This is a genomic window from Shewanella sp. FJAT-52076 (assembly GCF_019457455.1).
Taxonomy (GTDB): domain Bacteria; phylum Pseudomonadota; class Gammaproteobacteria; order Enterobacterales; family Shewanellaceae; genus Shewanella; species Shewanella zhangzhouensis.
Map to the genome: position 1 here is coordinate 2,423,819 of NZ_CP080415.1, position 20,482 is coordinate 2,444,300.

Here is a 20,482-nt window from a genome sequence, read left to right on the forward strand (position 1 = left end):
TTTATTGAGGTAACTCAGCACGCAAATAGCGCTGATTGCCTTATCAGGGCTTATTCGACATTTTCCAGCACGGGGCGCGACCCGATTTCAATCTTGCGTGGTTTCAGCGCTTCGGGGATTTCCCGCACCAGGTCGATATTCAGCAGGCCATGTTCAAGATAGGCGCCGGTTACTGTCACATAATCTGCGAGCTGGAAGGTGCGCTCAAAGCCGCGCTCGGCGATGCCCTGGTACAGATATTTGCGCTCAGCGGCCTTATCTTGCTTGTTGCCTTTGACGACCAGCTTGTCGCCTTCGCTGCTGATCTCAAGCTCCTCCATCGAGAAACCTGCTACGGCCATGGTGATGCGATAACGGTTTTCACCGAGCAGTTCGATATTGTAAGGGGGATAACCGTTGTTGCCATTGTTGGCGGCAGCATGTTCGGCCAATTGGGCAAGGCGGTCAAAACCAATGGCACTGCGGTAAAGTGGGGTCAAATCGTAATTACGCATTCTGTATATCCTCATCATAAGCAATATAGTAAGCGGGCCGACCAGGTCGCACCCTGAGAAATAAGGTATCCCCGAAGGCGATACCCGAGCCCTCATCGAGCGGCTCTGAAACTTATTTGGGGTTTGGAGATTCAGAAATCAAGGCCAGAAAAGTAAAAAGCCGGCTAAGCCGGCTTTTTATTCACGAAACTACCCGAGGATTACTGGGCAGTGACTTCACAACCCAGTGGGCTGTTGGAGTTTTCGTAAACGATTTCACCCATAGGGTTGTAATCGGCGGCCTTGATGCTGCCCTTCTGCTTGAAGAAGTCGTACAGCACGTCGGCATCTACATAACCAGTTTGCACTGGGGCCAGCACTGGGTAGCCATCACCGCCGGCGGCGTTGAAGCTTGGAACAGTAAAGGTGTAAGAGGCACCGGCATCGTACCCTTTACCGTTTACATCACTGATGGCAACGGTTTTGGCAGTACAATCCACGGTCATTTTCACACCTGTGATTTGAGCGTATGCACCTGAACCACGCTGCATAGAGGCAACGGCGCCCAGGTATTCAGTCAACTCGGCACCTGTCATGGTGCTTAGCGTCACCATGTTGCCAAATGGCTGCACTGTCAGTACGTCACGGTAAGAGATATCACCGGCTGCGATGGAGGCACGCACACCGCCTGAGTTCATTACACCCACATCGGCGTTCACTTTAACAGACTGAGCCATGGCAAGCAGACGGCCCAGGTTGGTTTGCTGACCACGCACCATGGTGCGATCACCTTCCAGTTTATCGTCTGTGTTGGCAATCACTTCGTCCAGAGAAGCCTGTCCTTTATCCTGATAGTACTGCAGCAGTTCTTTCAGTTCGGCATCCGGGGTAATGGCATCACCTACCAGTACCTTGCTCTTATTGCCTGACTCATCTTCTACGGTTTTCTTCAGGTTAACCGGGATCAGCTTGTAGCCAGCCAGGTGCAATTCACCATTGAAATATTCGAAGTCAGCACGGCCAACATACTTGCCCCACTCGTGAGCCTGCATGATCCAGGTACCGTTTTGCTGATCAGGGGTACACTCATCACCGGGTTGGAAGTCGGCGTAGTTATTGGTGCCTGGCTCCATACACACTGGGTTTTGAGAGTGGCCGCCAATCACCAGCTGCAGCTCGCCCTTATTCAGGCTGCGGGCCATGGCCACATCGCCAGGGGCGTTGCTGCCGTTTTGTGCATCGGCATAGTGACCCATGTGAGTTACGGCGAAAATCACATCGGCCATATCGCCGTCTTTGATTTCCTTGATAACTTTGGCAACTTCTTCTTTTGGATCGGTAAAGGTCAGCTCGCTGATAAATTCAGGGTTACCAATCTTGGCAGTATCTTCGGTGGTCAGACCCACAACCGCGATACGCACACCGTTCACTTCAAACACCTTGTAAGCATCGAAGTAGCGGGTACCATCCGCCTTGTAGATGTTGGCAGACAGGAATGGGAAGTCAGCCAGCTGGCGCTGCATATCCAGAATATTCAGCGGGTTATCAAACTCGTGGTTACCCACAGCCATGGCATCGTAACCAATTTTGGTCATACCGATAAAATCAGGGACTGCGTCCTGCAGATCGGACTCGGGTACACCGGTATTAATGTCACCACCGGAAAGCAGCAGCACTTCGCCGCCATTGCCTTCCACTTCACCGCGGATCTGGTCAATCAGCGCCTTACGGGCAGCCATGCCGTACTCACCGTCTTTGTTTTCCCAGAAACGACCGTGGTTGTCGTTGGTATGCAGCACAGTGAAGGTCTTACAGGCATCACCGGCTTCAGCACAGGTCGTTGGTACAACCGGCTCTTTCGGATCGGCATCCATACAGCCGGTGAGAGCAGCCAGTACCGCAGTGGCAAGCAATCCTTTCATCAGTTTATGTGACATATTATCAACCCCATGATTTTATTTATTTTAACCATCATCAAATGCCGACCAGGCACTTCGGCCTTTAGTCGCGCAACATAATAGCAATTCTGACGGGGAATTGTGGCAGAAATATGAATTTTCGTGAGCTAAATGTAGGTTTTCACAGCATTTTTACCAAGCCTTTGTTCAGCTGAAAGAACAGGCAAAAACCCACCCCAAACATGAATGCCGTACGCTAACAAAAACACCACAAAAAACTTACACACAGACCATGAAGGACGCTTGTTATGGCACTATCGAATGAACACTGAGGACTGTTTCAAATAAAAAACGCACCCTGAGGTGCGCCTTCATATAAGTGTCACTCCAAATGCACACTAATTAACCAGTCTTGCCAATAACCAGCGTCGGATCTCCATCAACTGTGCAGGTAATACGCTGTGGCCCATGTTGAAGCTTTGCCATTCAACCTCATAACCCGCATCAAGGAGTGCCTTTTGGGCCATTTGGCCTGCAAAGAGTGGCACCACCTCATCCTGCTCGCCATGGTGTTGCAAAATGGGGGTTGAAGCATTGGCAGGATGGCAGTCCTGGGGCAAGGTATCGGCACCGGGCAGGTAGCATGATAGTGCCATCACGCCGGCAAGGGGCTGATGAAACCTCAAACCACAGAAAAGACTCATTACCCCACCCTGGCTGAATCCCGCCAACAGGATACGTTCGCTTGGGATCCCCGCTGCCATTTGCGCCTCAATCAGCGCCATTATCTTGCGTTCTGACTCAAGCACACCTGCTAGGTCGGCCCTGTCATGCAAATCCATGCTTTTGATGTCATACCAGGCGCGCATGATATAACCGCCGTTGATGGTCACAGGCTGTTCGGGAGCATGGGGAAATATAAAGCGGATCCCGGCATCCTTTGGCAGTGAAAGCGCAGGCACTATGGGGGCAAATCCCGCACCGGAATCCCCCAGGCCGTGGAGCCAAATTACCGCATAACGGGCAGGTACTGCGGGTTCTACTACTATGGCATCCAAGGTCGTTTGTTCTGTGTTCATCTGTTATCTCTTATCCTTTTCCAGTCCATAAAAGGCGGCGATGGCCTCCAGCTGCTCATCATTGTCCAGCGATAATGACCAACTGACGGCACCGGCATCAGCAATCAATAGTTTGGCATCGGCCAATAAACGAATATCATCCACCAACGCCCTGAGTTGCACGCCGCCGTTAAGCCTGCACAGAAGCTCTGAATGGGCAAGGATGAGTTTACCCTGTGAATGGCTAATGACCATCTGGCCTCCATGAGCCTGTCCGACAATCGTAATTGCGCTAATAACCTTAAGGGGCCTGAATTGTATCAGCTTTCTGACACCTTAACAGACTGGATAGAAGAGACAATTGGTGAACCCGTCCTGGCGGTGGAGATCAATAATCAGGGTTGGACTAACCTGGTGTTTGAAATCAATGGTAGCTGGATGGCGAGGGTCCCAAAGCACCTCACAGATACCGAGGGACACACTCTCACCAACCGCTATGCGCTGGAAAAACAACTGCTGGATACCTTAAGCCTTGCCATTGACCGTGACTGTGACTGTGACTGTGACCAGCCAAACAGCCTGGCGGCATCTATCATCCCCAAAGTGCACTTAGCCCCCGGGCACATCGCGGTTTGTATGCTCTACCCCAAGCTGGCGGGAAGCCCTCTTGATTGGCAAAGCCCGGGATTGAGGACAATGAGCACCAATACATGCACGTCACTCGCCGCCGCTATCGGCACCTTGCTTGCCAAACTTCATGCTACAGAATTGGCACATCCGCAGCTCGTGGCATTTCCCTATGGCGATGAGGACTTTGTTGGAAGTGTGCTACCTGCGCTGCGCCCTTTGATGGGTGCGGATAGTTACAGAAACACCCAAACCTACTTTATAAAGATGTCAGAGACGATTGCCACACAAGCTGAAGTGTCATCAAGGCTTTGCCACGGTGATTTCGGCCCGGCCAATATCCTGCTCGGCCGCGATTACCGGCTCAGTGGTGTGCTTGATTTTTCGGATGTGTGCCAGGGGGATGCTGCCATAGACTTTGCCCCGTTATGGCGTCGCAGTCCCAGTGAGTTTATGCACGACTTGCTTGCAACCTACCGGGAAGTCTCAGGGGAAGACCATTGGCAATCGCTGCAGCCACAGACACTCACTGCCCGCATCAAGTTTCATGCCTTGAGAAAAGCGGCCTTCGTGGTTTGGTATGGCAAGCGGTTCGGTTTTGAAGATGGGATAACCGGCAGCCTGGCTTATTTAAACGAACATTTCAAAACTTAACAACCAAACTGTGCGATTGTGTCTGACCACAATGTGTAATGCTATTCCGGTAAAAAGCCCGGCATTGGCCGGGCTTTTATCAGTAATGTTAGTATTACTTTAGTCCACACTTATTATCAAGCCAATCAATAAGTTCTGAGTAAAACGCCATTTTGTGTTCATAAAATAAGGTATCTGAAAAGTGGTCTGCTTCCACGAGTTCTATGTATTTATGATCCTTTTTCAAATCCTTGAGTTTTTCTACAAACTCACGGCTGTGGGCAACAGGCACACGCCCATCGATGTCGCCGTGCACCACAAGTATCGGCACATTGACTTTCTCAACCTGTGAAAGGGGTGACACACCGGTAATAGTAGGACGCTGCAAACGGCTTAAGAACCGATTTTCGTTCAAGGTCGCATTGATTTTACTTAAGTCGCTGACACCGGCTCCGGCAACAGTACACTGGTAGATGTTATTATCGCGCATAGACGCAGCGAATGCGGCGTAACCACCATAACTCCAACCAAACATGGCCAATTTATCCTTGGTGGCCAGTCCTTTCTCTACCAAGTACATGGCTGCATCGTCGAGGTCATCCTGCATTTTCAGACCCCAATTGTTATCACCCGCAGTCCAATGCTCAATACCATACCCGGTTGAACCACGATAGTTGGGCTGGATAACCACATAACCATTGGAAGCCAGTAACTGTGCCCAGTCATCAAATACGATGGTATCACGAACCCAGGGGCCGCCATGTGGCAATACTACCGCAGGAAACGGACCTTTTCCTTTTGGAAGAGTGACATATGCGTAAATTTTACGGCCATCACGTGCCTTGTAAGAGATGTATTTGACACTGCCGAGTTTTTCTTGGTCGATAAAGGGTAACTTACTGCCGATGGTTTCTATTTTACTCTTGTTTAAAACAAGATAATAAGTCCCAGGATCCTTGTCCGACGACGCATTGACCACCATGACTGAGTCGTCATTAGAACGACTAATAATGGAAACAAACTTGCCTTCAAACAGTTTATCCAATCCATCATAGATTGCTTGTTCGTTGGCATCGGTAAGATAGCGCTGAGGCCATTTTGCTGAATAGCCGAAACCCACCAAGCTACCGTCCTTTTTCTGGATCACGCCATCAGCATCAACGTTTTCCAAACCAAAAAGGCGTTCTGAATACTGACCCGTTTTAATGTTGTAAAGGTAGATCCCGGTCTTGTCCTGCCCTTGGTTGGCATTGACATAAATTTCATCGGGATTTTCCTTTGAAAAGCCGATGAAGCTGTAACTTTCTCTGGATTTTGGTGAAATCTGTTTCACCAGCTTCCAGTCACTATCGCCCTTCGCCCTGGCATAAAGGTCGATAGCATTATCTGACAAATTCCAACCTGTTGCAGCGCGCACATCACCATCTGCATCTGATATATAACCGCCGGAAATTTTATCACTGCCTCGGAGAACCGAGACTGTGCGACCATTATTTACGTTAAAACGGACAACATCCGGCTTGTAGTTGTTGTTCAGGTCGGTTTCAACCAGGATTTCATCCTTGTTGTCAGGCAAGGTATTCAGGATAGAAAAACCAGCGCGGGGATTGTTTTGAAACGGAATTAACCAATCTCCTTTCCCATCTGCATCAGTAATTGCAAATCGGTTTACCCAATACCTTCTGGCGCCATCTTTCAAGATCTGGCGGAACATTACGCCAATCTTGTCATTGTTAAGCCACACGACACCCGAAACCATCATACGATTTGCTCCCAACACGATCGGTTGGGCATCGAGTTTGCTCGTGTCACGGATTTCAATCACATAGTCACCTTCCTTCGACGTTGCCCGGATAATGGCTACTTTGGTTCCGTCGTTGGAAACAGCAACACTGCGAATAAGAGGCGCTGTAGAAAAGGCTTCAATGGTACTCACGGCTTGCGACTGTGCGGTCACCGGCTCCGCATAGAGAGGCTGTGACGCCATGCAGGTAACTGCGGTAAGGCTTAACAGAAACTTCTTCATTTAACCGTCCTTAATTCTGTAATTCCTTTCGAAAAAAATGGCCCCGCAGGGCCATTTTTCATCTTTTACTCATAATCATGTTCAGCGTTTGTTGAACATCTATCAGAACTTAGCACCAAAGTTAACAAACACGGTGCGTGGCTGAGCATAACCTACACCCAGAGGGATGTTGGTGTTGGAGAACGAGCCGTCTGGGTCAACTTTCGGTGGTGCATCGTTGAACACGTTGCGTACACCTACACTGAACTCGTAGTTGTCCATGGTGTATGCCAGAGACAAGTTGTGAACCCAGTAGTCTTCTGTGTAGTCAACAGGACGACACAGCAATGGGCTACCATCAGCGTTGGTCATACCGGTACAGGCTACAGTGTCTTCAACAAACTTGTCACCATCTGTCTCTGGATCGTAGTCTTCTACACCAGAACCGATGAAACGAGTTTGCCAGTTAAAGCTGAAGTCTTGGTATTCCAAGCGCAGCAGTGCACTGGCGCGCCACTCAGGCACATCCGGCTCACCCAAATTGTCATCCACTGTACCCAATACATCGTACAGAGATTCAGTCATTTGCGTGGCCTGAATATCCAGAGACAGGTCGAAGCTGTTTTCCATAACCACAAACTCTTGGCTATAGAACAGGTTGTAATCCCAACCTTTTGAGGTCAACAAACCAATGTTGATGAAGCTGGCATCAACCAAATCGATCTGACCATTTGCGTCACGGTTCAGACGGCTACAGAAAGCCTCGTTACCTTCAGCAGAGTAACACTGACCGATACTGTAAGAGGCAGATGGGTCAGCAATACTGTTGGTCACTTCGATATCAAATCGAGTGGCAGACAGTGTCAGATTGAAGTCGTCAGAGAACGGCTGTTCAACAACCAAACCATAAGTTTTTGCAGTTGAAGTTTCTTCAACCAGCTCAGTGGTACCGCCTTTTTCAATTTCAACGCTGTACTGAGAGGTAAAGACATCAGTTCCATTGGCACCCAGACCCAGAGAGGTTGGATCCAAGCCAGCGTTTCGACAGGCTTGCAACACACCAGCGTCACGATCGTCTTGCGTTGGATCGTAAGAGATTGGTGCATTCGGGTTCAAAGGATCGGTGATACGGGCATCCACTGGCACTACGCAAGGATCGCTGATGGTGTTAAAACCGCTGGTACCGTTCAGGAAACGCTCACGCAGGTTAGGAGCACGGTAAGAGGTGCCCTGAGTACCACGAAGGGTTACCCACTCGACAGGACGGTATACCGCTTTCAGGCTGTATGTGGTCGCTGCATCATAGAAACTCTCATCAGAGATACGTCCAGAAGCAGTGAAGGTCAGCTCTTCAACCCCTGGCATGCCACGCACCAATGGGAATTCAAATTCGGCAAAGGCTTCTTGCAGACGGCGAGAACCATCGGCACCTTTATCGGCAAAGTAACCCCACAACAGGCCTTCGGAAGTCGCTCTATCTGGGTTGGATTCGATGGAATCTTCACGCCATTCCATACCGAATACAGTGCTTACCGGCTCGTTGTTCCATGGCAGATTAAAGAGATCGCCACCAACAAAGCCACTGATTACGGTCTGGTCAACTTTAGTTTCGATATTGCGATCGATGATCAGGTAGTCAGCTTCTGCGGCCGTCAGAGTACCACCGCCAGCCTGGAAGATATTTTCGGCAAACAGGTTTACAGGTACACAACCATCTGAGCCGTTACCACAGGTAACATTGCCGTTCGCATCCATTACAGAGGTGTTCAGAGAGTTCAGCAAGCGCTCTTTGCTCACGCCCCGACGCTCATCAGTACCTTTTGAACCACTGTGAGATACGAAGAAGTCGTAATACCAGTTGTCCAAACCAATGGCTTCGAATACAGGCAAGTTACCAGTTACACCGGCAACTAAGCGGAACTGTTCGACTTCAACTTTAGCCAAATCGCGATCACCGCGGATATTGATGATTGGACGTACAGCCTGTGCACCAACTGGAGCACCCAGCATTGCCAAACAGTCGATACCATTCACGCCACATGGGTTGAATGGGTTAGAGGCTGGTACCCATTCAAAGATTTGGGCGCCAGGGCTGAATACGTCAGTCTCACGCTTTGCGTACAGACCTTCGTAGTAGAAAGTAGAGTCAGAACTGTCTTGGAAATTGTACTCGCCGTTAACCATGGCAGATACACGTTCCTGACCGCTCTTATAGTCGCCGCTCTTATAGTATTCAGATTGCTGGTAGGCGTACATTGGATCCTGAAGATCCAAATCCATGAATCCATCACCGTTGCCATCGACGATACCTACATCGTTAATACCGTCGCCGTTGGAGTCAGCTGCAATCCAAGAAGGGAGCAAACCGATGTAGCGAGTTGGGATGTTGGTTTCGCTGAAATTCGGGATACCAGTGTTGGTATACCCTGGAGTGAAGTACAAGCTACCCCAGAAATACTCAGTGGTAATACGGTTGGTCAATGGGAAAATGTTACAGGTATCTTCGCCATTTTGTGTTGGACCAATGCCACTGTAACGGTTGATTACTTGGCCATCTTCGGTGTAGAAGAAACGCTCTTCACAACCCTTGGTAAAATCGTTACCACCAAATGACTGTGATTCTTGCTTGTTGTACTCAACACCTACGGAGATAAAACCATTATCCATGGTTGTACCCCACATACCTGCGAGTTGAGTTTCTTCACCACCTTGGCCTTTTGGCTGAGAGTAGGCTGCATTAAACTCGAAACCCTCAACGTCTTTCTTCAGAATTACGTTGGCAACACCGGCAACCGCGTCAGAACCATATACGGTAGAGGCACCATCAAACAGGTTTTCTACACGCTGGATCATAACACCAGGGATCAAGTTCAAGTCAGGTGAAGTCGGCGCGCCACCCACACCCGCTGGCGCCATACGACGGCCATTGATCAGTACCAGAGTACGCTCAGCACCCAAGCCACGGAAACCAATGGTTGCCGCACCAGGACCGTTGTCCAGTACATAACCACCAAAGGTATTGTCAATTTGCAGACCTGACGCCTGGTTAGTTGTCTGCAGCATCTGACCTGCATCAAACAAACCCAGTTCGCGCGAAATATCACCGCTGATCACCTGGATAGGTGATGCTTCAGAGAATTCGGCTTTACGGATACGAGAGCCTGTAACTACCACACGCTCTTGAACTTCTTCTTCTTCCAATGAAGCTTCTACAGCGGCATCACTGTTCAACTTCGGTTCTTCTGCTGCATAAGCATTGTAAGCTACGGCTGCGGCACCAAAGATGATTGAAGTGCGCACGGCTTTCGCCAACCTGTTTGTCCTAAACATAACATTCCCCGTTAATGTTCTTCTAATGATTCTATTTACAGGCGTTCGTACCGTATTAAATTGTTACTTCACGCCTGAGGTCACACTATATCTTCACATTTATTTACATGGCAACATCATTAGAAAAACATATTCATCAATAGGAAATATTAATTTAACCTTAACGCAATCAGTTGCAGCGTGAAGGCGAGAATGCCAACCCTTACACAAACTATGCATCCGATTGAATTTAATGAAAATAAAAAAGAAAGCGTCTTAAAAAACTGGCCGCACCAACCAACTGTTTCTTCTGAGAAGCGTGCAACCTTGTAAATATGTAGTTACATATTGTGATTACACATATCTAAATAATTGACTAACGTGGCAAAACAGCGGGTATTTCGGTGAAAGGTATTAGCAGCACTCAATTATTCGTATTACACGCATCGAAATTGCAGGGCTGCCGGGGGGTTCAGAGTGGTGACACATTATTAGCGACACACAGTCAATAACATTATATTTACATTCATTTCGCTGGGTGACATTTTACCCAACTGCGAACACAGTATCGGCGTACAAATAAAAAGCCGAGGTTCATTGACCTCGGCTTTTTATTAATGAGCATACGGCATCAGTGCTGATGACCACCGACACCATGGGCATGACCATGGGCGATTTCTTCTGCACTGGCTTCACGGGCGTCAACGATTTCGATGTCGAACGTCAGCTCACGGCCGGCCAATGGGTGGTTAATATCCACGGTAACCATAAATTTGCCCACCTTAACCACAGTCACCTGGCGCTGACCCTGATCGGTGTTCACTATGGCGCGCATGCCGGGTTTCCATACCTTGGCACCCAGCAAGTGTTTTGAAGGCACACGCTGCTCGGCATTTTCGATACGCTCGCCATAGGTTTCGCTGGCAGGCAGTGTCACACTGAACTTGTCACCCACCTTTTTGCCTGCGATGGCATTTTCAACGCCGGGCATCATGTTGTCGTGACCGTGCAGGTAAGCGATCGGGTCGTGCCCTTCGTTGGTTTCAATTACTTCGCCTTTCTCGTCACGCAGGGTGTAGTTGAACTGCACCACCAGATCGTCTTTGATTTCCATGAATAGTCCTAGTGTCATTAATAAAAAACCGCAGGAGCTTAACAAAGAAGCGCCCTGCCCTCCAGCCTTATTGACTGAGTAGCACGCCCCAGCCGATTATCGGCTCTGTGCGCCGGGGACTATGCTGCTGTGCTCTATTTCACGCAGAATCTCGAGATTTTGCAGCGCCAATTGGCACACACCCGAGCTGATTTGATGCCTCGGACTGCAATCCACACTCCACTGGCGCAGTAAATAGCCGGCGAGCGCCCCGCGACAGCGGACGTCCAGCACGCCATTTTGCATGCCGTAGTCCAGTTCTATGGCTTCGGGGTATTTAAGCGAAGGATGAGGGATAAGCTTGAGGCACAGCATCCTCTGCCAATGAGCATCGGCCTCGCTGCGTTCGTGCTGCACCACGGGTTCGCCAAAGCCGCCGATTGACTTAATCCGGTTAATCACAAAGTCGGTAAATTGCTGATTGAGCCGATCATAGGCACGCACATGCCAGCGCTGGCCATTGTTGACAAGAGCGTGGGGCACGATTTCCCGGCGGGTTTCGCCGGAAGAGGTCGACACATAACGGACCTTGAGCGATGCATTGGCCTGAATCGCTCGCATCACGGCGGCCACAATTTCCGGCTCGGGATGAATCAGCGCCACCGCGTCGAAACAAATGTCACTGGGATTTTTCGGATGCGACAAACCATCACCAAACCCTTGGGCAAGGCCGTGCAGAATGACTGCTGGGTCGTGGGGAAACAGCGCTTTAAAACCCGGTTGACGGTGATAGCGTTTGGTTTGGTGCACCAACTGCATGTTATCGGGGGCAAGTTCGCGATACATAGCGAAATCGCGGGTAGCAGCGGCAAGGCCAGTGGCAAAGCGACTGATAAGGTCCTGACGGCTGATCTCACCAAAATACTGCAAACTGAAATCGATAAAGGCCAGTCGCTGGCGCTGGCCATGGCTCAACTCTTCCAACTGCATGGGGCACTCCTTATTATGAGAATGCCCCGAAGTTACGCTTCAGGTCTGTAAGATGCAATCATTTTGAGCTGATAGATGCGACATCCAATCCCAGGGCATTAAGGGTCGCATCGTCGGCAAAACCATCAGGCACCAGTTTATTGCGTCGCTGAAAGTCGCGGATTGCAGCCGAGGTCTTACTGCCGATTATCCCGTCTGCAGCGCCTATATCATACCCAAGCTCAATCAGCTTTTGTTGCATGGCTTTAAGACCATCCCGGGTTCGTCTTGGCTGCTCAGGTGGGGCAACTTTAAGTGGCTTTGCCCCGTTAATGCGGTCGGCCAGATGCCCCACGGCAAGCGCATAGAATTCAGAGCGGTTCCAGCGCTGAATTACCTCAAAGTTGCTGTAGCCCAAAAAAGCGGGGCCTGTATGTCCGGCTGGCAAATAAAGCGCAGCGTCCATGGGCGCGGTGGGAACAGGATGACCAAAGACGGTGGTTAACCCCAAAGTTTGCCACTCGGCCAACGGTTTACTGTGGTCTCTGCCAAGGCTTTCATAGTCATAATTTTTTGGCAGCAGAACTTCCCTGCCCCAACGCTCGTTTCGCTGCCAGCCGAGCTGCATTAAAAAGTTGGCAGCAGAGCTTAAGGCATCCTCGGTGCTGTTCCACAAATCAACCTTGCCGTCACCATCACCGTCCACGGCATAGGTGAGATAGGTTGTTGGCATAAACTGAGTGTGCCCCATGGCGCCGGCCCAGGAGCCGACCATGCTTTCAAAGGGCAATCCAAATTTATCGCCAAGTCTCAACGCCTGCAGCAGTTCCTGGGTGAAATACTGGCTGCGGCGGGCGTCACAGGCCAGAGTCGCCAGCGCATCCAATACCGGCATCTTACCTTTGTAGCCGCCAAAATTGGTTTCAAGCCCCCAAAACGCCAGCAGGTATTGGGGGGGGACGCCATATTCCTTTTGTAACTTGTTCAGCAGCGCGCCGTGGGTTTTGAGCATTTTCTGCCCTTCCGATATCCGGCGTTCTGTCACTCTTTTATTAAAGTAATCGGCAAAGGTTTGGGTAAATTCGGGTTGGCTTCGGTCAAGCTCTACTACCCGCTGTAACGGTTTTACGCTATCGAGTGCGGCAATACTTTGGGGAGAGAGGCCAGCACTCTGGGCATCCACTTTAATATCGGCAATACACTGCTCGAAGGTGCGCGGCTCGGCACCGGCTGAGAATACTGTGATAATGCTCAGTGACGAGGCCAGGATGAATGGGTACTTCAAGACGTCGACTCCTTTAGTCGTACCTGAATAGGCCGGGTGGCAAAAGAAAAGAACTCAGGCGAGCCATCATCGTGCACCAAGGGGCGACGCAAGGCAACCGACTGGCGATTTTTCTGCAACTCTGTGGCTAAAGCCGCATCAAAATAGAGAAAATCCTTGGGTTTACGAGACCATCGCATATAATCAAGCGAACATCTAATGCAGAGAACCAACTATGACCGACATGAATCCAAAACTCAGCAGTTTTATTGACAATATCAAAGAGTCCCAGTTGCTTTGGGGCCTGATGGATGCCGATGGCGAAGGCTGGGTAGTCTGCGATTCCAGCGAGTACGAGGACACAGACGTCATGCCTTTGTGGTCCAGCGAAGCCAATGCACAAAAGCATTGCTGTGACGAATGGGCCGATTACAAAGCCACCGCCATTTCCCTGGTCGAGTTTCTCGAGTATTGGGTTGAAGATCTGAATCACGATGGCGTACTCATCGGCGTTGACTGGGAAGCCGATGAGGATTGTATGGAAGTTGACCCTATCGATTTGGCTCAGGATCTCGCCGAGATTGAAGCCGAGTGAGCAAAGAGGTTGTACTGACAGAGACGCCTTTCGATAAAAGGCATCTCTGTTGGTTTTGCGAAGAGCCCGCCGGAGGGCTCTTTACATTTGTCAGCCCGCAAACGTCAGCGTTTGCTCTCCCCGCCTGCCGTGAATGCAAACAGATTGCCAATACCCGCGAGCTCGACAGCCTGTACGAATATCGACTCTATGTAAAAGACACCCTTCTTAAGCGTTATGCCAAACACCTGGCTATCGGCAGTAACTGGACCAGGGAAGAGCTGGAAGACTCAGGGTTTGACTGCAAAATTCTCGGCGGCTTTAAAAAAAGCGCCTGGTTTATGTACGAGGTGGCCCGTGACCGCATTAACGCCCGCGGATGGCCCCTGACGGTCAATGGTCTTCCTGTTGAAGAGAGTGTGACTGACATCGGTTTTGAGCACGGTGGCCTCACGTTTTCCAGCCTCAATGCCGCAGCGCACCACTTCAGTCAGACCCAGGGCCTGGATGAAGCCTTTTTATGTGCTTTGGTAAAAATCCTTGGGCGCGATCGTTTTGGTTATGCATTAAGACTTGCGACCCTCTATCGGGTGGCAAGCGCCAAAGAAAAACAACAGTTTTTGAGAGAAATTAAAGAGGATGAAGCACAGCGCTGACTGAACGCTCAATAGCTTCAGCCTATAGAGGCTGTCGCCGGCAGTGCAAACAAGGCAACATATATAGCGCAAGGCAAGCGCGAGCTAAGTTACGCCTTGATGACGTCGCGCAGTCTATCCTGAACCACTTCCACCAATCTGTCGGGTTGGAACTTGGAGATAAACTGATCGCAGCCTACCTTTTCCACCATGGCATTATTGAAACTGCCGCTGAGTGAGGTGTTAAGGGTAATGTAGAGATCTTTCAGGCGCGGATCGTTTCTCACTTCATGGGTTAATTTATAACCATCCATTTCAGGCATCTCGGCGTCGGTTATCATCATCAAAAGCTCTTTTGGCACATTCATCCCTTCGTCAGCCCAGCCTTTCAGTAGCTCCAGCGCCTCACGGCCATCACTGACCTCAAGTATTTCAATGCCCAACTGACCCAGAGTTTCCTTCACCTGCTTGCGGGCGGTGGCAGAGTCGTCCACCACCAGAAGTTTCTGCCCGGGCATTTTTGCCAGCAGCGAATCATCCAACACTCCTTCAGATAGGCGCACATCGTAGTGGATAATTTCGGCGAGCACTTTCTCCACATCGATGATAGAGACCAGATTTGAGGTTCCCTGATAGTCAAGGCGAGTAATGGCCGTGAGGTAGTTATTGCGCCCAGCCGTTTTGGGCGGCGGCATAATATCGCTCCAGGTCATGTTGACGATATGTTCCACCTTCCCCACCAAAAAGCCCTGAACTGAGCGGTTATATTCGGTGATGATAAGATTCGCTTCGGCTTCGGCCGGCATGGGATGAAAACCTATGGCCCGGCGCAGATTAATCACAGGTATGGAAACACCCCGAATATTGGCCACACCGCTGATACTGGGATGGGAGCCCGGCATGGCATTAAGCGGGGGCAGCTTAACCACCTCTTTGACTTTAAACACATTGATGGCAAAAAGTTGTGTTGAATTCAGCCGAAACAGCAAAAGCTCAAGCCGGTTTTCCCCTACCAGTTGGGTACGCTGATCGACAGTTTCCAATATTTTGGCCATAAACGCGGTCTCTCGATGAAGTTCTGCGGCGCCAAAAATCACAAAAGAGCCGCCGGGTAATTTATTCAACACCCTAAATTATAGGCTTTTCAGTGTTCAACAACCATGCTCTGGCGCAATATTGGACAAGGATAAAGCGCCCACAGTGATCTTTTCACACCGGTTTACGTATCGGGGGATTTACCACTTATCAGAGGAACGAATATGAATTGGCGCCCATTTCTAATCGGCATCATCATGATCTATTGGCTCTCAGCCTGCAGCAGTCAACGACTGCCGGTTATCCAGGATTTTGAAATAAAACAGTACCTCGGCACCTGGCATGAAATCGCCCGCATGGAAAATCGCTTCGAAAAAGGCTTAAGCCAGGTGACGGCAGAGTATCGGCAGGAGAGCGACCATATCATAGTGATAAACCGCGGCTACTCGGCAGCTGAGCAGCGCTGGAAGCAGGCTGTTGGCAAAGCGCGATTTGAGGGGGCATCTGATGAGGGACGATTGGAAGTGTCTTTCTTTGGCCCCTTTTACGGCGACTATCAAATTCTGGCTGCCGGTCGTAACGCAGACGGGCAATACCGCACAGCACTGGTGACTGGCAATTCCTTCGATTACCTGTGGCTGTTATCAAGGGAACCCACTCTCACCGACGAAAAGCGCCGTTACTTTACCGATAAAATCCGGGCGCTTGGTGTCAACCCGGATGCCCTTGTGTGGCTTGATGGCGGGGCTAAGTGATGACCGCCGCTTTTTGAAACAAGCCCATGCCGGCAACTGCCGGAAGCTTACGACTGCGACGACATTCAAATCCCAGGCGCTCAAGCTCGGCAGTAAACTCTCTGTGAGAAAACCGGTTTTCCATCGGATGTTCAAATAACCTGCGACTGATTGGGTTACAGATGGCAAACCGGTACAGGTCCCAATACAAAAAGTAGCCGCCGGGTTTAAGCACCCTGGCCACCTCAGCCAGTGCCCCCTGCCAATCCGGCACATGATGGAACACAGCAAACTCAGCAACCAAATCAAACGCCTCTTCATTAAAGGGCATCTGACAGGCATTGGCCTCGGTAAAAAAGGCCCAATCGGTACCCTGCCACCGCTTTGCACTGAGGGCCAACATCTCTTCGTCCAAATCCATGGCAACCACTTGCCGGGCGTTGAGGCGATGTTTCAGAAATTGCATGCCGTTACCACTGCCACAGCCAATTTCCAGTGTTCGTTCCAACACAGGCAGGTCTTCGGGAAAGAGGCTTTGTAGCAATCTGGCCTCCAATGTGGATTGGATCCATGCCCTGCCCTTAGAAGTAACAACTGCTTTTTCATTCTGATTCAGCTTCATAGCATCTCTTCGTCATTCGATTTTGATAACTGCCTTCACTCACCGCGCCGGAGTCACTGCAAACGCAAACCAGGTTTGTCGCTATTGGCAAGTGATCCCCTTGTCACTCTATTACGTAATGCCAGCCAGAAAAGTTTACTCTGGAGCCCTTATGCAACTGGCCCTTTTTCCATTACCCATTTGTCTGCTGCCCGGTGGTTTCACCAAACTGAGGATTTTTGAGCCCAGGTACAAGCGCCTGGTGAGTGAATCGCTGAGTTCAGGTATGGGATTTGGTCTCTGTATGTTAGGGGAAAATAACGAGCCTATGCCCATAGCTACACGGGTAGAAATCATTGACTTCGAAACCCTCGACGACGGCTTGCTTGGAATAAGCATCGCCGGAATAGAGCGTATCGAGATCGTTTCATGGCACAGCGAATCAGATGGCTTAAAACGGGGTGAAGCGCGCATTCTCCGTCCTTGGGAGCCTTGCGAGGTAAACAACGATCATTTGCTGCTTTCACAAAGGCTCGAGGAGGTGATGCATGCTTTCCCCGAGCACCAAAACCTGAATCAAGCCACTGACTTTAATGACCTTACCTGGGTATGCCAACGTTGGTTGGAATTACTGCCCATAGCGCTGGTACACAAGCAGCAGTGTTATCGACAGGACTCACCGGACATGGCCCTTGCTTTATTGGAGCAAATTATTGAAAAAGATTGATCCGACAGCGGCCAGACTGCGTAACCACATTTACGCAGCCAACCTTGCTTTGTGAAAACGCCAACAAACGAGCAAAAACATGCAAATTTTCAGGCAAAATCAGCACGGATCCCACTATGATAGAAGCTCCTCTCCTATCAATATCAAAGGTATGCAGGATTCCAAGCCAGATATCAGTGAAGAAACACTGCGCCACTGGTTGGTGGCGGTAGCCAATCACAGGGACAAGTCGGCCTTCCGCGCCCTGTTTAATCATTTTGGTCCCAAGGTCAGGTCCTTTGGCATGTCGCGTCTGTCGCAGCAAGGTCTCGCGATGGATTTGGTGCAGGAAACTCTCACCACGGTATGGACCAAGGCACATCTTTTCGATACCGACAGAGGCAATGTCAGCACCTGGGTTTACGCCATCATGCGAAATCAGTGTTTTGACATGCTCAGACGCGTCCAACACAACCGGGAAGATGCCTTTGGTGACGACATCTGGCCTCTGTTCGATGTTGACACTCATGCGGGCGACCATGGCGACCACAAATTGGACGCATTGCTTAACCAATATCTTTCGAAATTACCCAAGCTCCAACGTGAAGTGGTACAAGGCATCTATCTTCAGGAACTCAGCCAACAGGAACTGGCCGACAGACTCGGCGTTCCCTTGGGTACCATCAAGTCCAGACTGCGCCTGGGCCTTGAGAAACTGAAAAGCCTGTTGGAGAAACATCATGATTAAACATCACCCCAGCGACGAGATGTTGCTTGCCCATGCTGCCGGCGAAACTGTGCTTGGTCTGGCGATTGCGCTCAGTGCACACTGTGAGCTTTGCCCCGACTGCGCGGCAAAAGTGGAGCATTTTCAGCACAAATTGGCTATGCATCACCTGCCTCTTCCAGACCAAACAAGCGAGGCTGTCCGCAGTGGCGCTATCAGTGAAAGTGTATCCAAGGGAAGCGTTGACCAGTCAGGTGTAGCATCTGGAGATAGCGCTTGGGACAGTTCTTGGGATAGTTCTTGGGAGAGCCAGGATAACAGCCTTGACTCCCTTTTTGATGCCATTACAGCCACGCCCGCGGCAAGTGCGGTTGAGACATCCGCACAAGATTGCAGTACTGTGTCGCTGGCAACCGAGGTGAAAGGTGTCAGCTATTCCTTGCCTAAAGCATTCAGGTCTTTTGTTACCAACTCTGCACTGGCCTCCAGCTGGAGTGGTATTGGTTACGTAAGCCGTATGCGCTTGGATACCCGGGACGGTAAAGCCCGTTCCAGTCTGCTGCACATCGCCGCCGGTGGCGAAATACCCGAGCATACTCATAAGGGGCAGGAAATCACCCTGCTGCTTCATGGTCACTTCAGCGATGAAATGGGCAACTATGCACCCGGGGACTTTATGGTGACTGACGCCCGGCACCAACACACACCAAAGACCCTTGATGGCTGCCTGTGCTTCACAGTGGTTGACGCCCCGCTGCACTTCACCAAAGGGTTATCCAAGCTGCTTAATCCCATAGGGGAGCTGATTTACTGACTCTGTCAGCGCAGTATTGGCTACCAACAACAAAGCGGGCAAATGCCCGCTTTGTTGTCTTATCGATAAAATCAGCCATAAAACCAGTAACACACACCAATTGCCGCCAGGATCCCGGCCAAATCGGCAACCAGTGCACAGCCCACGGCATGACGACTGTATTTAATCCCAACGGCACCAAAATACACCGCCAGTACATAAAAGGTCGTTTCGGTCGAGCCCTGAAGCACAGCCGCCAGGCGTCCGGCAAAAGAGTCAACACCATGGTGGGCCATGGTCTCCAGCATCATGGCCCTGGCGCCACTGCCGCTGAATGGCTTCATCAGCGCCGTGGGCATGGCATCCACAAACCGGGTATCTCCGCCCAAGGCATTGACCAAGGCCGCCAGCAGCGATAACAGATAATCCAGCGCTCCCGACGCGCGTAACAGCCCAATCGCCAGCAGCATGGCCAACAGGAAGGGAATGAGTTTAATCGCCTGCCCGAAGCCCTCTTTGGCACCTTCAACAAACTCATCGTAAATGGCAACCCGTCGCCAGGCAGCGCCGAGAATAAATAAAAATACCAGCATCAGGAGCACGCCATTGCCCATGGCGCCGGACACTCTGGCTATCTCTTCCGCGGCAAGGGTGCCAAGATAAAAAACCAGTGCCGACAAACTGCCTAAAATCAGAGCCCCGTAGCCGAGCACCACGGCAGAGAACAACGCCAGACGTTGCACCAACGCCACCGCCAATAACCCCGCCAGTGTCGAAGCCGTAGTAGCGAGTAAAATAGGTAAAAACACATCGGCCGGGGACGCCGCGCCCTGCTGCGCCCGATATAAAAACACGGTTACAGGAACAAGGGTCACAGAGGAGGTATTGAGTACCAGAAACAATATCTGGGCATTGCTCGCGGTTTCCTTATCGGGATTGACACTGTGCAAATCCTGCATGGCTTTTAAACCCAGGGGGGTGGCGGCATTATCCAGACCGAGCACATTGGCGGTGAGATTCATGGTAACACTGCCAAACGCCTGATGACCGCGGGGAATCTCGGGCATAAGCTTGCAAAGCAATGGCTCGGTGCATCGCGCAAGCAGCGACACCATACCGGCTTTTTCACCCACTCTCATCAAGCCCATCCATAGGGCAAGCACACCAATCAACCCCAGGGCTATCTCTGCCGCGAGTTTGGCACTGGCAAACAGTCCTTCAACCGATGAAGCAAGGACGGCAGTATCTCCCTGAAACAACCTCAGCAGAATTGCCAGAAGGCTTACCGTAAAAAAAACCAGCCATACCCGATTCAGCACACCTTGCCCCCAATTCCTCCGGCCACTGA

The 20,482-nt window shown here is 50.6% G+C and carries 19 protein-coding genes; 7 read left to right on the forward strand and 12 right to left on the reverse strand.

Annotated features, from left to right (window positions below):
- Window positions 1-50: 50 nt before the first annotated feature.
- The 4 genes from K0H79_RS10450 to K0H79_RS10465 all read right to left on the reverse strand — a co-directional run bounded on the left by K0H79_RS10450 (window position 51) and on the right by K0H79_RS10465 (window position 3,684).
- A complete protein-coding gene (locus K0H79_RS10450) occupies window positions 51-494 on the reverse strand; it encodes an Hsp20 family protein (protein WP_220064781.1) in 444 nt (147 codons plus the stop codon).
- Window positions 495-694: 200 nt separating this feature from the next.
- Complete coding sequence (ushA, locus tag K0H79_RS10455; RefSeq protein ID WP_220064782.1) at window positions 695-2,410, reverse strand: bifunctional UDP-sugar hydrolase/5'-nucleotidase UshA; 1,716 nt, start codon at window positions 2,408-2,410, stop codon at window positions 695-697.
- A 359-nt stretch (window positions 2,411-2,769) separates the two neighbouring features.
- Window positions 2,770-3,450: an alpha/beta hydrolase gene (locus tag K0H79_RS10460; RefSeq protein WP_220075749.1), complete on the reverse strand. Its 681-nt coding sequence runs from the start codon at window positions 3,448-3,450 to the stop codon at window positions 2,770-2,772.
- A 3-nt stretch (window positions 3,451-3,453) separates the two neighbouring features.
- A complete protein-coding gene (locus K0H79_RS10465; protein ID WP_220075750.1) occupies window positions 3,454-3,684 on the reverse strand; it encodes a DUF3389 family protein in 231 nt (76 codons plus the stop codon).
- A gap of 60 nt (window positions 3,685-3,744) precedes the next feature.
- Here K0H79_RS10465 and K0H79_RS10470 point away from each other — a divergent pair, with 60 nt between their 5' ends.
- The gene (locus tag K0H79_RS10470; RefSeq protein WP_220075752.1) at window positions 3,745-4,710 is read left to right on the forward strand and encodes an aminoglycoside phosphotransferase family protein; all 966 of its coding nucleotides are present in this window, start codon (window positions 3,745-3,747) and stop codon (window positions 4,708-4,710) included.
- Between the two features lie 94 nt (window positions 4,711-4,804).
- Here the strand turns inward: K0H79_RS10470 and K0H79_RS10475 are convergent, their stop codons facing one another.
- From K0H79_RS10475 to K0H79_RS10495, 5 genes are all read right to left on the reverse strand, one after another.
- Window positions 4,805-6,715: a S9 family peptidase gene (locus tag K0H79_RS10475; protein ID WP_220075753.1), complete on the reverse strand. Its 1,911-nt coding sequence runs from the start codon at window positions 6,713-6,715 to the stop codon at window positions 4,805-4,807.
- A 102-nt stretch (window positions 6,716-6,817) separates the two neighbouring features.
- Window positions 6,818-9,925 (reverse strand): TonB-dependent receptor domain-containing protein, encoded by a 3,108-nt coding sequence (locus K0H79_RS10480; protein ID WP_258405371.1) that lies wholly within the window; start codon window positions 9,923-9,925, stop codon window positions 6,818-6,820.
- A 709-nt stretch (window positions 9,926-10,634) separates the two neighbouring features.
- Window positions 10,635-11,117 carry a peptidylprolyl isomerase gene (locus tag K0H79_RS10485; RefSeq protein ID WP_203324044.1) on the reverse strand — a complete coding sequence of 161 codons (483 nt, stop codon included), beginning with the start codon at window positions 11,115-11,117 and terminating at the stop codon, window positions 10,635-10,637.
- Between the two features lie 96 nt (window positions 11,118-11,213).
- A complete protein-coding gene (locus K0H79_RS10490) occupies window positions 11,214-12,086 on the reverse strand; it encodes a YafY family protein (RefSeq protein ID WP_220075756.1) in 873 nt (290 codons plus the stop codon).
- 58 nt (window positions 12,087-12,144) lie between these two features.
- Window positions 12,145-13,350 (reverse strand): lytic murein transglycosylase, encoded by a 1,206-nt coding sequence (locus K0H79_RS10495; protein ID WP_220075757.1) that lies wholly within the window; start codon window positions 13,348-13,350, stop codon window positions 12,145-12,147.
- Between the two features lie 214 nt (window positions 13,351-13,564).
- On the opposite strand from K0H79_RS10495, the gene K0H79_RS10500 reads away from it, so the two are divergent.
- Both K0H79_RS10500 and K0H79_RS10505 read left to right on the forward strand, forming a co-directional pair.
- Complete coding sequence (locus K0H79_RS10500) at window positions 13,565-13,924, forward strand: DUF2750 domain-containing protein (protein WP_203324047.1); 360 nt, start codon at window positions 13,565-13,567, stop codon at window positions 13,922-13,924.
- The gene (locus K0H79_RS10505) at window positions 13,921-14,559 is read left to right on the forward strand and encodes a hypothetical protein (RefSeq protein WP_220075758.1); all 639 of its coding nucleotides are present in this window, start codon (window positions 13,921-13,923) and stop codon (window positions 14,557-14,559) included. The genes K0H79_RS10500 and K0H79_RS10505 overlap by 4 nt, the downstream gene beginning before the upstream one ends.
- A gap of 89 nt (window positions 14,560-14,648) precedes the next feature.
- Here K0H79_RS10505 and K0H79_RS10510 read toward each other — a convergent pair whose 3' ends face one another.
- Entirely contained in the window at window positions 14,649-15,593 is a 945-nt protein-coding gene (locus tag K0H79_RS10510) for a chemotaxis protein CheV (protein WP_220075759.1), read from the reverse strand.
- A gap of 204 nt (window positions 15,594-15,797) precedes the next feature.
- Between K0H79_RS10510 and K0H79_RS10515 the strand changes: the two genes are divergently transcribed.
- The gene (locus K0H79_RS10515) at window positions 15,798-16,328 is read left to right on the forward strand and encodes a lipocalin family protein (protein WP_220075760.1); all 531 of its coding nucleotides are present in this window, start codon (window positions 15,798-15,800) and stop codon (window positions 16,326-16,328) included.
- On the opposite strand, the gene K0H79_RS10520 is transcribed toward K0H79_RS10515, so the two are convergent.
- Window positions 16,321-16,929 (reverse strand): class I SAM-dependent methyltransferase, encoded by a 609-nt coding sequence (locus K0H79_RS10520; protein WP_220064793.1) that lies wholly within the window; start codon window positions 16,927-16,929, stop codon window positions 16,321-16,323. The genes K0H79_RS10515 and K0H79_RS10520 overlap by 8 nt on opposite strands.
- A gap of 151 nt (window positions 16,930-17,080) precedes the next feature.
- Here K0H79_RS10520 and K0H79_RS10525 point away from each other — a divergent pair, with 151 nt between their 5' ends.
- From K0H79_RS10525 to K0H79_RS10535, 3 genes are all read left to right on the forward strand, one after another.
- Window positions 17,081-17,635 (forward strand): LON peptidase substrate-binding domain-containing protein, encoded by a 555-nt coding sequence (locus tag K0H79_RS10525; RefSeq protein WP_220075761.1) that lies wholly within the window; start codon window positions 17,081-17,083, stop codon window positions 17,633-17,635.
- A 79-nt stretch (window positions 17,636-17,714) separates the two neighbouring features.
- The gene (locus tag K0H79_RS10530; protein WP_220075762.1) at window positions 17,715-18,362 is read left to right on the forward strand and encodes a sigma-70 family RNA polymerase sigma factor; all 648 of its coding nucleotides are present in this window, start codon (window positions 17,715-17,717) and stop codon (window positions 18,360-18,362) included.
- Window positions 18,355-19,155, forward strand: coding sequence for a ChrR family anti-sigma-E factor (locus K0H79_RS10535; RefSeq protein ID WP_220075763.1), 801 nt, complete (start codon window positions 18,355-18,357; stop codon window positions 19,153-19,155). The genes K0H79_RS10530 and K0H79_RS10535 overlap by 8 nt, the downstream gene beginning before the upstream one ends.
- Before the next feature lie 71 nt (window positions 19,156-19,226).
- On the opposite strand, the gene K0H79_RS10540 is transcribed toward K0H79_RS10535, so the two are convergent.
- Window positions 19,227-20,453: a nucleoside recognition domain-containing protein gene (locus tag K0H79_RS10540; RefSeq protein ID WP_220075764.1), complete on the reverse strand. Its 1,227-nt coding sequence runs from the start codon at window positions 20,451-20,453 to the stop codon at window positions 19,227-19,229.
- Window positions 20,454-20,482: the final 29 nt, after the last annotated feature.

Coding starts and splice junctions, on each gene's coding strand:
- K0H79_RS10450 (WP_220064781.1), bottom strand. CDS start 494: ATGCGTAATTACGATTTGACCCCACTTTACCGCAGTGCCATTGGTTTT.
- ushA (WP_220064782.1), bottom strand. CDS start 2,410: ATGTCACATAAACTGATGAAAGGATTGCTTGCCACTGCGGTACTGGCT.
- K0H79_RS10460 (WP_220075749.1), bottom strand. CDS start 3,450: ATGAACACAGAACAAACGACCTTGGATGCCATAGTAGTAGAACCCGCA.
- K0H79_RS10465 (WP_220075750.1), bottom strand. CDS start 3,684: ATGGTCATTAGCCATTCACAGGGTAAACTCATCCTTGCCCATTCAGAG.
- K0H79_RS10475 (WP_220075753.1), bottom strand. CDS start 6,715: ATGAAGAAGTTTCTGTTAAGCCTTACCGCAGTTACCTGCATGGCGTCA.
- K0H79_RS10485 (WP_203324044.1), bottom strand. CDS start 11,117: ATGGAAATCAAAGACGATCTGGTGGTGCAGTTCAACTACACCCTGCGT.
- K0H79_RS10490 (WP_220075756.1), bottom strand. CDS start 12,086: ATGCAGTTGGAAGAGTTGAGCCATGGCCAGCGCCAGCGACTGGCCTTT.
- K0H79_RS10500 (WP_203324047.1), top strand. CDS start 13,565: ATGACCGACATGAATCCAAAACTCAGCAGTTTTATTGACAATATCAAA.
- K0H79_RS10510 (WP_220075759.1), bottom strand. CDS start 15,593: ATGGCCAAAATATTGGAAACTGTCGATCAGCGTACCCAACTGGTAGGG.
- K0H79_RS10515 (WP_220075760.1), top strand. CDS start 15,798: ATGAATTGGCGCCCATTTCTAATCGGCATCATCATGATCTATTGGCTC.
- K0H79_RS10520 (WP_220064793.1), bottom strand. CDS start 16,929: ATGAAGCTGAATCAGAATGAAAAAGCAGTTGTTACTTCTAAGGGCAGG.
- K0H79_RS10525 (WP_220075761.1), top strand. CDS start 17,081: ATGCAACTGGCCCTTTTTCCATTACCCATTTGTCTGCTGCCCGGTGGT.
- K0H79_RS10530 (WP_220075762.1), top strand. CDS start 17,715: ATGCAAATTTTCAGGCAAAATCAGCACGGATCCCACTATGATAGAAGC.
- K0H79_RS10535 (WP_220075763.1), top strand. CDS start 18,355: ATGATTAAACATCACCCCAGCGACGAGATGTTGCTTGCCCATGCTGCC.